Annotated in this window: 15 protein-coding genes and 1 riboswitch; of the genes, 10 read left to right on the top strand and 5 right to left on the bottom strand. The window is 48.1% G+C overall.

Annotation, left to right across the window (positions count from 1 at the left end):
• Nucleotides 1-431: 431 nt before the first annotated feature.
• From H6F88_RS24760 to H6F88_RS24740, 5 genes are all read left to right on the top strand, one after another.
• A complete protein-coding gene (locus H6F88_RS24760; RefSeq protein ID WP_190645435.1) occupies nucleotides 432-1,301 on the top strand; it encodes an inositol monophosphatase family protein in 870 nt (289 codons plus the stop codon).
• 248 nt (nucleotides 1,302-1,549) lie between these two features.
• Nucleotides 1,550-2,656: a saccharopine dehydrogenase NADP-binding domain-containing protein gene (locus H6F88_RS24755; RefSeq protein ID WP_190645526.1), complete on the top strand. Its 1,107-nt coding sequence runs from the start codon at nucleotides 1,550-1,552 to the stop codon at nucleotides 2,654-2,656.
• 103 nt (nucleotides 2,657-2,759) lie between these two features.
• The gene (locus H6F88_RS24750; RefSeq protein WP_190645434.1) at nucleotides 2,760-4,361 is read left to right on the top strand and encodes a mechanosensitive ion channel domain-containing protein; all 1,602 of its coding nucleotides are present in this window, start codon (nucleotides 2,760-2,762) and stop codon (nucleotides 4,359-4,361) included.
• 132 nt (nucleotides 4,362-4,493) lie between these two features.
• Nucleotides 4,494-5,603: a hypothetical protein gene (locus H6F88_RS24745; RefSeq protein ID WP_190645433.1), complete on the top strand. Its 1,110-nt coding sequence runs from the start codon at nucleotides 4,494-4,496 to the stop codon at nucleotides 5,601-5,603.
• A gap of 34 nt (nucleotides 5,604-5,637) precedes the next feature.
• On the top strand, nucleotides 5,638-6,408 hold the full coding sequence (locus H6F88_RS24740; protein ID WP_190645431.1) for an FHA domain-containing protein: 771 nt from the start codon (nucleotides 5,638-5,640) through the stop codon (nucleotides 6,406-6,408).
• A 72-nt stretch (nucleotides 6,409-6,480) separates the two neighbouring features.
• Here the strand turns inward: H6F88_RS24740 and H6F88_RS24735 are convergent, their stop codons facing one another.
• From H6F88_RS24735 to H6F88_RS24725, 3 genes are all read right to left on the bottom strand, one after another.
• Nucleotides 6,481-7,977 (bottom strand): YdiU family protein, encoded by a 1,497-nt coding sequence (locus tag H6F88_RS24735; RefSeq protein ID WP_190645430.1) that lies wholly within the window; start codon nucleotides 7,975-7,977, stop codon nucleotides 6,481-6,483.
• A gap of 82 nt (nucleotides 7,978-8,059) precedes the next feature.
• Complete coding sequence (locus H6F88_RS24730) at nucleotides 8,060-8,446, bottom strand: hypothetical protein (RefSeq protein WP_190645429.1); 387 nt, start codon at nucleotides 8,444-8,446, stop codon at nucleotides 8,060-8,062.
• A 191-nt stretch (nucleotides 8,447-8,637) separates the two neighbouring features.
• Nucleotides 8,638-9,087 (bottom strand): DUF4112 domain-containing protein, encoded by a 450-nt coding sequence (locus H6F88_RS24725; protein ID WP_190645427.1) that lies wholly within the window; start codon nucleotides 9,085-9,087, stop codon nucleotides 8,638-8,640.
• A 185-nt stretch (nucleotides 9,088-9,272) separates the two neighbouring features.
• Here H6F88_RS24725 and H6F88_RS24720 point away from each other — a divergent pair, with 185 nt between their 5' ends.
• The 4 genes from H6F88_RS24720 to H6F88_RS24705 all read left to right on the top strand — a co-directional run bounded on the left by H6F88_RS24720 (nucleotide 9,273) and on the right by H6F88_RS24705 (nucleotide 12,548).
• Nucleotides 9,273-9,485 (top strand): hypothetical protein, encoded by a 213-nt coding sequence (locus H6F88_RS24720; RefSeq protein ID WP_190645425.1) that lies wholly within the window; start codon nucleotides 9,273-9,275, stop codon nucleotides 9,483-9,485.
• A gap of 91 nt (nucleotides 9,486-9,576) precedes the next feature.
• On the top strand, nucleotides 9,577-9,987 hold the full coding sequence (locus H6F88_RS24715) for a fasciclin domain-containing protein (protein ID WP_190645423.1): 411 nt from the start codon (nucleotides 9,577-9,579) through the stop codon (nucleotides 9,985-9,987).
• 350 nt (nucleotides 9,988-10,337) lie between these two features.
• A riboswitch (TPP riboswitch) is annotated at nucleotides 10,338-10,435 on the top strand.
• Nucleotides 10,436-10,443: 8 nt separating this feature from the next.
• Nucleotides 10,444-11,820, top strand: a complete 1,377-nt coding sequence (thiC, locus tag H6F88_RS24710) for a phosphomethylpyrimidine synthase (protein ID WP_190645422.1) — start codon at nucleotides 10,444-10,446, stop codon at nucleotides 11,818-11,820.
• 143 nt (nucleotides 11,821-11,963) lie between these two features.
• Nucleotides 11,964-12,548, top strand: a complete 585-nt coding sequence (locus H6F88_RS24705) for a hypothetical protein (protein ID WP_190645419.1) — start codon at nucleotides 11,964-11,966, stop codon at nucleotides 12,546-12,548.
• 148 nt (nucleotides 12,549-12,696) lie between these two features.
• Here the strand turns inward: H6F88_RS24705 and H6F88_RS24700 are convergent, their stop codons facing one another.
• Nucleotides 12,697-13,302, bottom strand: a complete 606-nt coding sequence (locus H6F88_RS24700; protein WP_190645418.1) for a GspH/FimT family pseudopilin — start codon at nucleotides 13,300-13,302, stop codon at nucleotides 12,697-12,699.
• Nucleotides 13,299-15,122 (bottom strand): serine/threonine-protein kinase, encoded by a 1,824-nt coding sequence (locus H6F88_RS24695; protein WP_190645416.1) that lies wholly within the window; start codon nucleotides 15,120-15,122, stop codon nucleotides 13,299-13,301. The genes H6F88_RS24700 and H6F88_RS24695 overlap by 4 nt, the downstream gene beginning before the upstream one ends.
• Before the next feature lie 282 nt (nucleotides 15,123-15,404).
• Between H6F88_RS24695 and H6F88_RS24690 the strand changes: the two genes are divergently transcribed.
• The gene (locus tag H6F88_RS24690) at nucleotides 15,405-15,551 is read left to right on the top strand and encodes a hypothetical protein (protein ID WP_190645415.1); all 147 of its coding nucleotides are present in this window, start codon (nucleotides 15,405-15,407) and stop codon (nucleotides 15,549-15,551) included.
• Nucleotides 15,552-15,754 lie beyond the last annotated feature (203 nt).

Raw genomic sequence — 15,754 nt, 5'->3', positions numbered from 1 at the left:
GAACTATATGGCAATCCTAATGGGTTATGAGAGGCATACCTCTGAGGAATGTTCTTCTCATAACCGCTCTTTTTACAGGTGATTGAAGATTGCTACATTTGCCAGTATTAAATTTCTCTAAACCGATTGCGTCCACCTAAGGAAGCAAGAATACAAACCCAACTAGCTGATAGAATTATACTCTTTGAATTAGGTTAACAACATACTGTTATAGCGTTTAACAAACGTTAAATGTATCCTCGCTCCTTTTCCCAGTTTAACCCTGTGGAAAGTAGGATTTGAACAAACTTAGGGAGTTGTAAGTTGACAGCTTTCAAGCAAATTTCCCTATTGAAATCTGAACAAACTAATTTGTTTCGCTAAGCATAAAGCTTCGTTGAGCTTAAGGGGTAAGATTGTTGCCATGCTGCTGATAGTGAGAGCCAAATCAGATGTCGCCAACTCCCCGTTTAATTCTGGAAACGCTGTTTCCCTATCTCAAGATCGCTGCTGCTTACGCGGTTGAAGTTCAGCCCAAGATTGCGGCGCGTCCTTCTAAAGAGTCAGATAGTTTCTTTGGAGCAGCGCTGAGTGATGCTGACCTGTCGATTCAAACGCTGGTAGAAGTGGCACTGGTGGGTGCTTTTCCTGACATTCGCTTTTATGGGGAAGAGTATGAGCAGTCTTACAATACAAAGTATTTTCGAGCTATTACTTTAGGCGAAAAAGATGATTATCTGGTGACGCTTGATCCGATTGACGGCACCCAGTTTTACCTGGACGGGCATTCAAATTATCAAATTATTGTGGGTGTGCTGAATTGGGATGAGTTTGAGGCGGTGATCGCCATCACTCCCGCACAAAACACCTACTGTTTTGCCTTTCGGGGGCAAGGCTGCTGGCAAGGCACTTTAGATGCGGGTTTGGCAAGCGGTCAGCCTTTGAAAATTGCTAAAACCAGTCCAACAATTCTGCTGGGATGGGGCATGGAGGCACTCGCGCCAAAGCTAAAAGACCATTACACTGTGATTGACGTTGCTACTTCTTACTCCGATGAAGTCCAGATCCCTAACGTGAATGGCATGTTAAGTGGAGATTTAGCAGGAGCAGTCACTCGTGCAGGCAAATTTATTGATAGTGCTGCATTGGCATTTTTAGCACAAGAAGCGGGCTGCATTGTCACGACTCACACTGGAGCACCCCTTCCACCACTGCACGACTGCGAAGATTATTCTCGTCCCGGTTTGGTCATTGCGGCTAATGTTATAGTACACCAGCATCTTTTGGAGGCGATCGCCTCTCTATCACAAGCATCGACCTGAAGATAAATTAGATCTCTTGCGTGAATAGTGGTGCGGCTTCGCCGCACCACTATTCACGCTTCAAAAAATGATTCATGCAGGAAATATATTAGAAGATGCGTGTTTGCTATGAGTCAGAAGCACTGAAGCATAAGCACTCACAGCGCTTATGCCCATAGGGACAAAATACCGCTCACAGATTCTTGCTTTATGCCGATGTAAACCCGTTCTAAAAGTGGTGAACTGAGGTTGGTGTTGAATAATACTGACTGATGACACAGGTTTTAGTTATAGGTGGACAGGGGCGAATCGGCAGCAGTGTTGCGGCCGACCTGATCGATCACACTCAGGCAGAGGTTATCGTCACGGGTAGAAGTGATACCCTCAAAGACGAATCGGGCAGCCAGCAGCTTGGTTCACGGGTACGATTTTTGCAGCTAGACCTCGCGGACCAAGAAAAGTTGAGGCAGGCGATCGCCCAGTCTGATGTGGTCGTTCACTGTGCTGGGCCCTTTCACTACCGTGACACCAGCGTCCTGAAGTTTTGTATCGAGCAGGGTGTGGACTACGTTGATGTCAGCGATACACGCGGCTTTACCGAGAAAGCTCTGTCTTATCAGGTAGAGGCGGAGGCAGCTGGAGTAACTGCTGTTGTTAACTCTGGTGTATTTCCGGGTATTTCTAACAGCATGGTGCGACAGGGCGTAGAGCAACTTGACCAGGCAGAAGAGATTCGCCTTTACTACGTGGTGAGCGGCTCCGGTGGAGCAGGCGTAACCGTAATGCGAACAACATTTCTGGGATTGCTCAAGCCATTTGAAGCCTGGATAGATGGGCAATGGCGAAAAATCAAGCCTTACACCGAACGCCAAAAGATTCACCTCCCTGCTCCCTATGGTACGGTTCACACCTACTGGTATGAGATGCCGGAGACGTTCACTCTAGTGAATTCTTTTCCGGTAAAAACCGTTGTGACCAAGTTTGGTTCAGTGCCCGATTTCTACAATCACCTGACCTGGATTGCTGCCAATGTATTTCCTAAATCGTGGCTGCAAAACCCCAATGGCGTCGAGTTTCTATCTCACGTGAGTTATCGCATGACTTCTGTCACCGATTTGTTTAGCGGCAGAGGAGTGGGTGTGCAGGCTGAAGTGGTTGGGCAAAAAGCAGGACAGCCCAAACGCTACCGCTCAGCCCTGGTACATTCTAGTGCAGCGATCGCTACGGGTCTTGGTACGGGTTGCATTGCTCAATTCTTGCTGTCTGGTCAGTTAAAAAAACCAGGGGTTTGGGCTGTTGAGCAGGCCCTTCCTACAGATTTATTTGAGCAAGCCATGCAAGCGCGCAACATTACTATTCAGCAAGAGTGGGTGTAGCGTCTAAGCATATTTATGCTTTCTGCCTGCCTGTTCTTAATAATTTAGCCCCCAAACTTGAGGCAGAATGGCATCGGGAACGATCGCTTGGGACTGAGATTCATTGGCACCTCATCGACTTTTATCTGTCATATCGCAGATTTTACAAACCATTGGCATCGCCTTAATTCTGACGCTAATTCTGCTAATAGCCCCGGCGATCGCCCAAAAAGAAATTCCAGCTTCGGTGGTGTTAGACGGGCGAGAAATTTTTCAAATCAGCCCTTCAGGCGAATACACAGCCACCGAGCGGGCAGAGTTGGTTAATTCGCTGCTGCAAGAAGCAGTACAGGAAGATCAGCCCGTCCAGATTGAAATTGAGCAGCGCAACGGCTTGCCGACTATCCGGCTGAATGACCGCCATCTAATGACGGTGACAGACCGGGATGCTCCCCTAGGCAGAACCCCTGAAGAGCAGGCAAGAGAGTTAACCCGGCGGCTTAGGGATGCTGTTCAGCAAGCCCAGCAGCAGCGGACAGCAGAATTTTTGCGGTGGGCAGGAACGATCGCTGTGGGAGTCGTAGCGATCGCCACTTTGTTGCATTGGGGGCTGGGTGAGTTTTGGCAGCGATCGCTGCGCCCTTCCCTAGCTGCAATCTTGCCGCAGCCGAATGCTGATGAAGATGAAACCATTGAACACCCCCAAGCGTTGAACTTGCTGGTGAATCTGCTGCTGGCGATCGCCCGAACGGGCGTATGGCTAGGCGCAACGCTTTACATCACTAACCTGTTTCCGCTGACTCGTCAGTGGGGCTACCGCATCTTCAATAGCCTAATAGCTAGCTTTACCTCTCCCATCATTACCCTGGGGCAAAGCAGTTACTCAGTGACGGATCTGCTGGTTTTGGCATTCATGCTGCTGGGGCTGATCGTCTTTACCAAGATGGCAACGGATCTACTCAAGTCCCGCATTTTACAAATGACTGGGGTAAACCGCGGTGCACAGGAAGCCGTTGCGGTAATCATCCGCTACGCCATGTTGTTTATCGGTTCGCTGGTGGTGCTGCAAATTTGGGGGCTAGACATCAGTTCCCTGGCAATTCTGGTCAGCGCCCTCGGGGTAGGAATTGGCTTTGGTTTGCAGGATATTGCCAAAAACTTCGGTAGCGGCTTGGTGTTAGTGTTCGAGCGTCCCATTCAAGTTGGAGATTTTATTGAAGTTGGTGAATTTCAAGGCAACGTCGAGCGCATCGGGGCACGCAGCACCCTAATTCGCACGCTCGATCAGATCTCGATCATTGTGCCAAACTCGCGTTTTTTAGAACAGGAAGTGATCAACTGGAGCCACGATAACCCTGTTTCTAGAATTCACCTGCCTGTCGGGGTAGCCTACGGCTCAGACATTGAAGCGGTGCGATCGGCGCTGTTAGAGTCGGCGCGAAATCATCCTAAAATTCTTTCAACTCCGCAGCCCCAAGTCTTTTTCAAAGAATTTGGCGACAGCAGCCTAAATTTTGAACTGTTGGTCTGGACAGCAGAACCCAGCAAGCAAGTTGTGATCAAAAGCGATCTCTATTTCCGCATGGAAGCTCTGCTACGTCAGAATCAGGTAGACATTCCCTTCCCCCAACGCGACCTGCACCTCCAAGTCGATCACCTGCCCCTGAAACTGTCCCCAAAAATGGAGCAGATGGTGCAGCAGTGGTTAGAGCGATCGCAGCTTTAAAGCTATTCAAGGGGTTGGATTTTCCATGCGCTTAATGCACAAAAAATTCAACCTCTCAAACAAACCTTCGTTTCTAAACTTTCCTGAAACGACTCCAGTTGCTTGGAGAAGTTATAGGGTGAAAGCAACTTCTTGGTATCGCAAGCTGGGTTTGCGATCGCTGGGTGGGAGTGGTGCGATCGCCTACTAGCCCGGGAAAAAGTCATAGAGGTAGAGCAAATGCGCCTTGTCTATTGGGGTTTGGCAATTGGCGGGTTCGTTCTGGTCGTTACTTGGTTGTGGGGAGCGCTCGTCGCGTTTTCCCTAATTCTTTTGCTCATTATTGGTTACGAGATTTGGCGACAGAGCCGTCCCTTAGCGCTATCAAATCGGTCCCGTAAAGCCAAGCTAGAAGACGGCTTAGTTGAGCGATCGCAGTCTGAAGTACCTCTACCCGATGCAGTTAAACTGACTGCAAAACCTGCTGGCAAGCTTCGGTTTCAACTGGTAGAAGAGAAATCAGTCAAGCACTCCAGCAGATCGGATTTTGATCAGCCCCTTGGTGCAATTCCTGCTCAATCTGCTGTAGGAGGCGATCGCACAGTCATTCAGGAGCCGCTGACACTAATTTCAGCTATAGAGGCAGATGCAATTGCAGAAGCAATTCAGAATTTTGCTCAGACCGAGTCAGACGCAGATTTAGCTGATGCCCCTACCGTGATCGAGTCGCTCAACCAAGTTCACTTTGCCGGGTCTGCTGAAGCAAGCCCCAATGCAACGAGCTTGGCTGAGGAACCTACCGTTCTGCCAAAAGAGGAGAGCAAGCGGGCGATCGCCAAACCCTCCCGTCAGCCCAATCCCTGGGATGAACCTGTTACCACACCCGGTTTCCTCAATCTCCAAAGCAATCAGACCGTCATTCGTTCCCCAGCCACAAGCGAGCCAACTGTTGCCAGACCGTTCCAATCGCAGTCAGCAGATGAGCCGACCGTTGCTAGACCGTTCCAGCCTAGTAGCTCCGCAGACGAAAAAACGGTAATCGGTCCCTCAAAAGCAAAAACCGGCAACAAGCCAACCATTGCCACCCCGTTTCCAAGCCAAGACTTAAACAACGTCACTATCCCCAAGCCTGCTGATGGAAGCAGTCCTAATTCTCCATTAGCTAACCCTAAAATCTCCTCCTTAAAAAGTACCGATCCAGAAAAAATTACTGTAATTGGGCAAAACCAAAGTCCCAATCAGGAGGAGCAGACAACGCTTTAACGGATTGGGTCAAAGTCAAAAGTGACAAAAAATCATGATTAAAATAAGGGCGATTTACTACCAAACAGGTGAGTCTCAGGAAAAAATCCTAACACCAGAAACATTAACTCAGGGGGGTGGTCTAATCGGACGAAACCCAAACTGTGATCTGGTGCTAAATAGTCCTGAAGTGAGTCGAGTTCACGGTCGAGTTTTGTATCAGTCGGGGCAATACTATTACACCGATTTGGGCAGTACCGATGGCTCTCAGGTCAACGACCAGACAGTGCAGACCAACCAGAATTTTTTGCTTCAAACAGACGACATTATCCGCATTGGCGGGTTCATTCTACTCGTCAAAGAACTGGACTTACAGGCAGCAGCAATGAGTGGCTCAAAAGCAACTTTGATTGATGGTAGTGCTGCCAGTGTGTCATCCAATGCAAATCGGAACGCTGTGAGTCAACCTAATCCAGCGCAAAACGGTTTGCCTAATGATTCTTTGCCTCAAAATGACTCATCTGATGGTCTCTTCTATATTTCTCAAGGCAACCCTACTAGCTCAACACCTATTTCTGCGGCTGAGGCACCCGCAGTGCAGCGGCTAATGTTTAAGGTGGAAGAGTTAAAAGAAAAAGGTATTTTGAACCAGGGTTTTACAGAATGCGTTTTTCAAGGCAAAGTTCTGGTAGAAGGCATCTCTTTGGCTAAACGCTTGCGCGAAAAAGCAACTGATCTCTGGCAATCTGAACTTGACTCCGGCAAACTCTGTCTCCTAGTGGAATATCCTGAACACTTCACCCTTTGGCAAGAAAAAGAAGGGTAAGATGTTGGGCGTTGCTGGGTGTTAGGCGATCACCCTGGCCGCAAAATCGGGAAAAGGCAGAAATCTCGACGATTACTTCGTTGGCTGAACAGATTCCCAAATTCGCTTGAGTAAGTCATAAAAGGGAGTCCAGTTATCTTCAACGGTAATCGGTTCCCAAATTGCCTCAATTTCGGGTCTGAGTAAAATGGTGCTGGGGTTGTGTTGTTGTAACCGTTGAGCGATCGCCTCCATCCTGTCTTGTGGCAGAGCAGTGAGAATTTGGTGATGGAGCGATCGCCACTGGTCGAAACAATCCATCACTGCATCAGATTGGGATTCACCTTCAGCAAAAATTAAGGCTTTATCGGTGCGCCAATCTGGTGAAAACTGTTGTCGTAACGCTAGAAAGAAGTCGTGATAACCAATTCGGGCTTCTTCTAACAGTTGCAAAGTGAGTTTAAGTAAGTGAGTGGCGACCCCTTGTGGGTATCTCTCCGAGATCGCCTCATCTAGTTCCTCTAATCCTTCAAAGCCCAACTTGTTCAGCATTCGCTGTAGATAGGCAGTGACATAATGTTGCTCAAACTGAGCTAGACCTGACTCCATTTCTGCGGGGCTGATCACTGCTTTTAGTGGTACTTGCAGCATTTCTAAATTCCAGCGGCAGATTGAAGGCTGATTTCTATAGCTGTAGCGACCAGCGTAATCAAAGTAAGCAGCAGTGAAGTGAGGATCGTATTGATCAATAAAAGCGTAAGGACCGTAATCAAAACTTTCCCCAGTAATCGACATATTGTCTGTGTTGAGTACGGCATGACAAAAGCCCACAGACATCCATTCTGCAACCAGTTTTGCGACTCGCTGCACCAGTTCTGCATAGAAATGAGCGTACTGGTCAGGTTGGTTCCACAGATGCGGATAGTAGTACTGAATCACATGATTCAGCAGCCTTTGGGTGAGATCAGGACGACCCAGGTGATGGAGTCGTTCAAAGGTGCCAAAGCGAATGTGCGATCGCGAAAATCTCACCATTACTGAAGATCTCGTAGGAGACGGCTCATCTCCTCGCCAGAGTGCTTCCCCGGTTTCAATCAAGCTGAGGCAACGAGAAGTACGGACACCCAAAACATTTAGCATTTCGGATGCCAGCACTTCTCGTACACCCCCTTTGAGTGTGAGTCTGCCATCCCCACCCCTGGAGTAAGGCGTTGTGCCAGAACCTTTAGTGCCAAAATCGTACAGTTCACCGTCTACACCACGTACCTGCCCGTACAGGAAGCCTCTGCCATCGCCCAAAAACGGATTGTACTGACCAAACTGATAACCGTGGTAGCGCAGCGCTAGCGGCAGTTGCTGCGCCTGAAAATGTCCAAAAGCTTGGATAAAATCTGCATCCGTAACCGACTTTGGATCAAGTCCTAGTTTAGGCAACACCTGATCATTACGAAAGCGAAGAATGTGACGGGGAAACTCCGCTGCTGAGACAATATCAAAATAATCGTCTCCCAGATTTTCTAGGGCCGGCTCATAGTTGAGCGATAGAAAAGGATTTGGAGAACTCGTCCGGTCAAGGGCTTCAGGGAACATGGTTACTGCTAGAACACCTACTTCATCTTCTCATCTTAGAAGGAAGTCCTGGTTCGCATAAACGTCTGGTCGCGATAGAGGTCTAACTGTTTGATTTTTGCTCGTAGTACTCAGAGATGTGTTCGTAGACATCCTGAGGAAATTGGAGGTCTTTGTAGACATTACAAGCATCAGGATCATCGGAATCAGGACAAATCTGAAAATCCTGATTTTTTTGCCATTCCAAAATGCGCTCGCGTTTGGGTGGATTGTAGTCCTTGCCCTGCACCTGCTGGTAGAGCGATCGCGCCTCCCGTTCATCACAGTCTGGGTCTTTCTGAAGGTAAGTCACCAGTTCTTCTTCTGACATGAAGTGACGCGCCACCATAGCAAACGTCAGTCTGCCATAATGTCCGATATCCTGCTTTTGGTCGAGCGCCTCTAGCAAGTGCGCCATTACATCACTTTTACGGAGTTCCTTAACTGCCATAATGCACTTCCTTATTAAGCTGTGACTTCAGTACAGGGAATTTAAAACGCTCTTGGATCGCTTTAAATCTGACCTGAAACTATTACCCTTCCTTTGTAAAACACTGCTTAAAAGGTGCCGTCTATCTTCAGAAGGCTGTTTGTAGAACAAAAGTACTCATTCTGGCAGGTTGCCCAGGCAGAATTACCCGTTTACCTCGGAGCGGATATGTTTGCAGAAGCAGTCCCAGCCATCTCTGTACTCGACAGATTCAAGGAGTCAACTTGCTCAAGATCTGGTTCAGCCATCTGCAAATGCCTCTCTAAAAGAGCCAGATTTCGCACATTTGCTTTGTAATAAGCGTCAAACAAGTCACCCAGAAGGGGCACTGAACCCACCACTGCCTCTAAGACAATGTTGGCAATCATTTGGCCTAGCACCTCCGAAGGAAGCTGAAAGCGCCGCGCCAGAAAAATAATATAAGCCGAAAATGCAGTTGTAACTATATCTCCTGCACCAGGAACCAGACCTAAAATAGGATCTAGCCCAATTCGAAAGTTAATAAAAGGAATGCGAATGGCAGTATCCATCAATCGACTCAGCTTACGAATGCGATTGAGGGTAGCAAGCCGTTCTACAGCATTTAAACTTGATGTATTCATGTCAAAGTAATATTCATATATTTATATGTCTAAAAGCTTGACATAGTTATTAGAAAGCAGCTTGTACCGTGAGAAGTATGTTTTAAGGAAATTTTGCCTGTTCCAGGTTATATTTATTGACTCGATCGCTGTAGAATTCATTCCATTCGTGACCACTCACAGGATTACTCACAAGATTTATTGCAATGCCAAAAGCACAAGATAAAGACAATTCAGGTATGAATAGACCGTTGAGTTGGCTAGGCGTTCTTTTAATTGCAGTTGTCAGCGGTTTGATTGTACGAGTCTTGGGTGATCCTATTGTTGAAGTTACGTCACCAAACCTAGAAGAATTTTGTGAGGATGTAGAGGAGTTTTTTGAAGATCCTAAAGACTTTTTTGAAGACCTGAATCGGTAGATTTGCTTTAGAGCCTATCCTTTGAGCGATGAATTTTGCCTCATTTCAGACATACGCTCTCAGGGTGGCAATCTAAGCGGAGAAATGAATTATGGCTAACTTAGTAGAAGTTGCTACTGAAGCAGGTTCTTTTGGGACATTGATTACAGCAGTCGAACGTGCTGGTCTTGTAGATATTCTCAAAGGTGAAGGTCCTTACACTGTGCTTGCGCCAACCGATGACGCATTTAACAAGCTCCCAGCAGAAACGTTAGAATCCTGGCTTCAAGATCCTCATAAGCTAAAGCAGGTGTTGTTATATCACGTCATCTCAGGCGATGTGCGATCGGATGACTTGGCTGAAATCGATGAAGCCCCGACCCTAGAAGGTTCAGTGGTATCCGTTGAGCAGGGAGACGGCGTTCACGTAAATGAGGCGAAGGTACTGCAAACTGATATCCTGACTGACAATGGTGTGATTCATGTCATTGACACTGTTTTAACGCCAGCACTTTTGGTGTAGAAAAGGTGTAAAAAAGAGAGGCGATCGCCCTAATCACCTGACAAATCTTCTGATGTAGGTTGGGTGGAGCAGAGCGTAACCCAACACTCACCTAGATTTCGTTGGGTTCCGCATTCGCTTCACCCAACCTACGATATACCCATAGTTTTGGGAGTTTTGTCAGTTAACTAGGTGATCGCCCTCAAGCCTTCACTGGAAAGGGCGATCGCTTGGTATACAGTGTTGGAACCCTAATTTAGCAGCAAAAAACTTAAATCATTAAGCAACTTCTCTACAGCATTGCTGTCCAATACGAACCGTCAAGTTTTTACAGTCGGCGCAGCTTCGTTGCTCAAGGGTGATAAGATAAGCAGTCAAGCTAGGGGTGCCTGAGTTTCTCAGGCTGAGATTACACCCTTAGAACCTGAGTCTGGCTAGCACCAGCGGAGGGAAGCTGTTTATTTTGAGGAACCTCATATGCGGACTGAATGGATCGCCAAGCGGCGCGGACAAGGCAATGTGTCTCAGATGCACTATGCCCGTCAAGGTGTAATCACAGAAGAGATGCACTATGTGGCACGGCGCGAAAACCTGCCTGCCGACCTAATTCAAGCGGAAGTGGCGCGGGGGCGAATGATTATTCCCGCTAACATTAACCACACGAATCTGGAGCCGATGGCGATCGGCATTGCTTCTCGTTGCAAAGTGAATGCCAACATTGGCGCATCCCCCAACTCTTCCGACCTGCAAGAAGAGGTCAACAAGCTTAAACTAGCGGTCAAGTATGGCGCAGATACCGTGATGGATTTGTCCACGGGTGGGGGCAATCTAGACGAAATTCGCACTGCTATCATTAATGCCTCACCCGTACCAATCGGCACCGTTCCGGTCTATCAGGCGCTAGAAAGTGTGCATGGCACCATTGAAAACCTCACGCCTGATGACTTCCTGCACATCATTGAAAAACATGCTCAGCAGGGGGTGGACTACCAAACGATCCATGCAGGCATTTTGATCGAGCATTTACCCCTGGTGAGAGGGAGGCTGACAGGCATTGTTTCACGAGGCGGTGGTATTCTGGCTCGTTGGATGCTACATCACCATAAGCAAAACCCACTCTACACTCACTTTCAGGACATCATTGAGATTTTCAAAAGATATGATGTTTCGTTTAGTCTGGGTGATTCCTTGCGTCCGGGCTGCGCTCACGACGCATCAGACGCGGCCCAGTTAGCAGAGCTGAAAACTTTGGGGCAGCTTACCCGCAAAGCCTGGGAAGATGACGTACAGGTTATGGTGGAAGGCCCAGGACATGTACCGATGGATCAGATCGAGTTCAATGTCCGCAAGCAGATGGAAGAATGTTCAGAAGCACCTTTCTATGTGTTGGGACCACTGGTGACGGATATTGCGCCAGGATATGACCACATCACCTCAGCGATTGGAGCGGCGATCGCCGGTTGGCATGGCACAGCAATGCTTTGCTATGTCACACCCAAAGAACACCTCGGCTTACCCGATGCAGAAGACGTGCGAAATGGGTTAATTGCTTACAAAATTGCGGCTCATGCAGCAGACATTGCGCGTCATCGACCAGGGGCACGCGATCGCGATGATGAGCTTTCGATCGCACGCTATAACTTTGACTGGAATCGCCAGTTTGAGCTGTCGCTCGACCCTGAGCGGGCACGGGAATACCATGACGAAACATTACCCGCTGATATTTACAAAACGGCTGAGTTTTGTTCGATGTGTGGTCCAAAGTTTTGTCCCATGCAAACTAAAGTCGATGCAGAAGCGCTAACCGAGCTAGAAAAGTTTCTGGCGAAGGAAAGCGTTGGCAGCGGTGTGTAACGATTTTTGAGAATCAGGGGCTTAGGCCCCTGATTCGGACCGAAAACCGGGATTAATTAGAATGCAAACCCCTCGTCCGGAATTACGTTCAGTAATTTGGAATCTATCGGGGGTAATATTTCTTTCATCTTCCCGAACCCGTCATGCAATATCCTCTCGAACTAACTTTTAAGATCTGGACGCTAGCTCCCACCATTTCAGTCACGGATGCTCAAGGCAACTTGGTCCTATACGTCAGACAAAAGCTGTTTAAGTTCAAGGAACACATCACTGTCTTTTCGGATGCTCAACAGACCCATTCGAAATTCACGATCAAAGCCGATCGCATCATTGATTTTTCTGCTCGTTATAACTTTGCTGACCACGATGGAGCCTACTTAGGCAGCGTCAAGCGTCGCGGTCTGCGGTCACTCTGGCGCGCCAGATATGACATTTTTGATGGTGATTCAAGCAACTTGATGATTCAAGAAGAAAATCCTTGGGTCAAAATTTGGGACAGCTTGTTTCAGGAAATTCCAATCCTGGGAGCGCTCAGTGGCTATGTATTTCACCCCAAATATCTGGTCAGCCGTCCCGATGGTCAAGTGGTGATGCGTTTGGAAAAGCTACCTTCATTCTTCTCAAGAAAGTTTGTCTTAAAACCAGTTGATCAAATGAGCGATCGCGAAGAAGCTCAAGCTTTACTCAGCTTGCTCATGATGATTCTGCTAGAACGCGCTCGCGGTTAAATTAGCTATACATCTTAAAGGAGAAGGGAGACAGGACTGGGTTCTGCCTCCCTTCTTTAACTGAAGTGTCTACTACCAATTTCAAAATCTACAGATAGAAAGGCACCCCGCTCAGCGGGGTGCCTTTCTATCTGTAGCCTCTTAAGGATTAGCGAGCAATGTCTCCAGGTGGAGGCTGCAAATAGGGTGAAATGTTGGGCGCAATCTCACAGGCTGTGGCCTGGTTGATTTGAACGTAGCTAATACCGTCTCTACGATTCAGCACATTGATGCAGCGTCTGGTGCTGACTTGGAGTTGATCTTCGTTTCCCAATGCGACAAACACGAGCGCTTCATACTCTACGGTGCCGTCGGGCGTAAATGTGAGTGAGTTGTTGGAAGAGTCTGGAATGGTGAAAATTAGCCGATCTGCTGGAATATTGGGAGACAGCGTTTTCCATTCTCGTGGTTCTGTCGTGTAGGGTGACTGTGCAACCTGAATTCCTGTATCAGTTTTCCGAAAGTGAACCGTGTAGTTGTAGCCTTCCGAAATAGCTTGCTGCTGCGCTTCCTTGAGTGATTGACGAATTTGTTCGGCTAGAAGGTTGACTCGGGTTTGATTAACCAGACTGATGAAGTTAGGGATAGCGATCGCTGCCAAAATTCCCATCACGCAAATGACGACCAGCAGTTCAATCAAGGTGAATCCCTGACTGAAGTGCTGAGATGGGCGATCGCTCCTCTCAGAAACTCGCAACTGACGAAGTTTCATCATCTCCCTCCATCCGTTGCCAGACGCTGCAAATCGTGTGGCGCAGGTGGTTGAATGCTAGGTTGATCCCTTTCACGAGTAGAACGGGTAGACGATTGACCTGACTGAATTCCTGGTTGAGTTTTCGACTGAGCGTCTTCCTGAATCGTTGTGAGATATTGCTCAGCCTGCTGAAGCCACTGTCTTTGGTCAGGGTGCATCCGAGATGCATAACGGCGGCAAGACTCCCAGTTGGTCACCACTTCAGGCGATCCCTGAACTTCTGCCAACTGTGCCATTAAGCAATAGGCAGAGGCTTCTTCATCATTAAGCTGAATTGCCGCATTTAGGTAAGATGCTGCCTCAGTGTAATTCGCTTGGGTTAAGTAAGCCCAGCCCAGATTTTTGAGCATGGAATACCGAATAGTATCATTTTGCTCTAGTTTCAATCCTGCTTGCAGCAGCGAAATTGCCTGCTCTGGCTGCCCTGCTAAAATGTCAAGCCGAGCCAGGTTGCTGTATGCCTCTGGTAACCCTGCCTGCTGAGCAGTTTCGTAAGCCGTGCGAGCTTGCTCAAGGTCGCCTAGCTGCTCATAGTTACGTCCTAAGTGGAAGTAGGCTTCTGGATAATCGGGTTTGAGGGCGATCGCCCGCTCCAACTCAACTTGAGCCAGATACAGTTCTTCTGCGATCTGGTGCGTGATGCCACGCTCGTGGTAGACCGTTGCCATCCGCATGGCTCCCCACTGCCAGGTGACCCCACCCAGACCCAGGGCGATCGCCACTCCGGGTACTGCCAGCGCCAAGCGTAGCTTTTTCAAGCCAGCGCGTTTAGGAGGCAGCAGCGCTGTTTCCTGCTCATGATCTTGCTTCTGAGGATAATCCTGAAGGTCGTATCCCTGCTCGATCGCGTCTAGACGTTGCCAAATCGCATCTGTGTTTGGCGGTCGCTTACCTACCGTTGGAGCCATTAAATGGTCAATTAGGTCAGCCAACGGAGTACTAATGGAGGGAGCCTGATCCCGCCAACGCAGTTCGCCCGTGTAGAGGTCAGCGTCTAATTCCAGTGGATGCTTGCCTGTTAGCAGGTGTACCAAGGTGCGTCCCAGCGCAAAAAAGTCAGACTGCGGCAAAGGTCTGCCATCGATCTGCTCCGGCGGGGCATAGCCAGGGGAACAAATGCCGGTCAGAGCTTGCCCGCCGCCTACCTTGACTAACATGGTAGGCGTTACTTCCCGCACCGCACCAAAGTCAATCAGCACAAGCTGACCATTGGGACGGCAGATGATGTTAGACGGCTTAATGTCGCGGTGAAAGCACTGCTGCACTGAGTTGTTGTGCAGTACGCCAAGAATGTCAACCAGTTGTTTTAACCAGGCGATCGCCTGAGCTTGAGTCACTGGTCGGCGCAGCTTGCCGCGTGAGTTAGCCCAAGAATTGAGGTCAACCCCTTCGATAAACTCCATGACTAGGCAATGCAGCGTTTCAGCGCCAGCGCCAAGTCGGAACTGAAAGGATTCTTCCTCTACCTTAGGAATTCCGGGATGACGAAGCTGGCGTAATACTTTTGCTTCTCGCTGAAATAGCTTGGCGGCGATCGGCGACTGGTTTAGCAAGACCTTGAGAACTTTTTGCGTTTCAGTCTTGCCTGCCTTTATGTTCAGCGTGTCCTCAATCAAGTAAGTTTTGCCAAAGCCACCTTCGCCGACCTGCCGCTTGACGCGATATCGATTTTGCAACAGCAAGGTTGAATTGCAATGACGACAAACCGTAGCTGATGCACTATCGGGATCAGCCGGATTGGGGCAAGTCGGGTTAACACAGTAATGAGGTTTAGGTCTCAACGTCAATTAAGTCAAAGAATTTCAAAGTTTGAATTAAATTGATTTATAAATAGAAGCCTTCCCTATTTCCATCGGAGTACACCATTAGGAGGATAAACTCATAGATCAGTTTAACCCCCTACCTGGAATTATGGGCTTCCCTCAAAAGGTTCAGAATGATGTTTCTCTAAATCTTCATAAGTAGCTTCGCATTCACCCGTATGGGTGAGGCACTTGACCAGTCGTTCCTCTCAATGTTCCAGAGAACTTTATAGTCGAAATATTAATATTCAAAATAAAAAAATGCCTTCTATTCCCAAAGCAATTGTTAAGTCAGGATATAAGGCTCAGTCAGATGACACTAGCGTTGATGCAGATGTGTTGATATTCAATTTATTGCGGCGGCTGAGTTTTGAGGACAAAGCTGAACAAGTCCAGAAAACTGACTGAGCAATCCGTCAAATATGGATTGCCAGTGCCGAAGATATTATCTTGCAAAAGTTGGCTTGACGAAGAAACAGCGATTTAGAAAAACAGTGGCGAGACGTTTTAGGTGTCCTTAAGCTTCAAGGTGAAAGGCTGGATTTTGGCTATTTGGAGCAGTGGGCACAGACTCTTAACTTATCGGAGGATTTAATGATGGCATTGGATCA

This window comes from Oculatella sp. FACHB-28 (assembly GCF_014696015.1).
Classification (GTDB): domain Bacteria; phylum Cyanobacteriota; class Cyanobacteriia; order Elainellales; family Elainellaceae; genus JAAUTN01.
Note: the sequence above shows the minus strand (reverse complement) of the source record. Positions and strands in the feature narration are given on the sequence as shown.

Excerpts from the sequence above, each read along its gene's own strand:
- H6F88_RS24705 (WP_190645419.1), top strand. The coding sequence starts at position 11,964 with ATGCAATATCCTCTCGAACTAACTTTTAAGATCTGGACGCTAGCTCCC.
- H6F88_RS24720 (WP_190645425.1), top strand. The coding sequence starts at position 9,273 with ATGCCAAAAGCACAAGATAAAGACAATTCAGGTATGAATAGACCGTTG.
- thiC (WP_190645422.1), top strand. The coding sequence starts at position 10,444 with ATGCGGACTGAATGGATCGCCAAGCGGCGCGGACAAGGCAATGTGTCT.
- H6F88_RS24740 (WP_190645431.1), top strand. The coding sequence starts at position 5,638 with ATGATTAAAATAAGGGCGATTTACTACCAAACAGGTGAGTCTCAGGAA.
- H6F88_RS24730 (WP_190645429.1), bottom strand. The coding sequence starts at position 8,446 with ATGGCAGTTAAGGAACTCCGTAAAAGTGATGTAATGGCGCACTTGCTA.
- H6F88_RS24715 (WP_190645423.1), top strand. The coding sequence starts at position 9,577 with ATGGCTAACTTAGTAGAAGTTGCTACTGAAGCAGGTTCTTTTGGGACA.
- H6F88_RS24735 (WP_190645430.1), bottom strand. The coding sequence starts at position 7,977 with ATGTTCCCTGAAGCCCTTGACCGGACGAGTTCTCCAAATCCTTTTCTA.
- H6F88_RS24690 (WP_190645415.1), top strand. The coding sequence starts at position 15,405 with ATGCCTTCTATTCCCAAAGCAATTGTTAAGTCAGGATATAAGGCTCAG.
- H6F88_RS24725 (WP_190645427.1), bottom strand. The coding sequence starts at position 9,087 with ATGAATACATCAAGTTTAAATGCTGTAGAACGGCTTGCTACCCTCAAT.
- H6F88_RS24760 (WP_190645435.1), top strand. The coding sequence starts at position 432 with ATGTCGCCAACTCCCCGTTTAATTCTGGAAACGCTGTTTCCCTATCTC.
- H6F88_RS24700 (WP_190645418.1), bottom strand. The coding sequence starts at position 13,302 with ATGATGAAACTTCGTCAGTTGCGAGTTTCTGAGAGGAGCGATCGCCCA.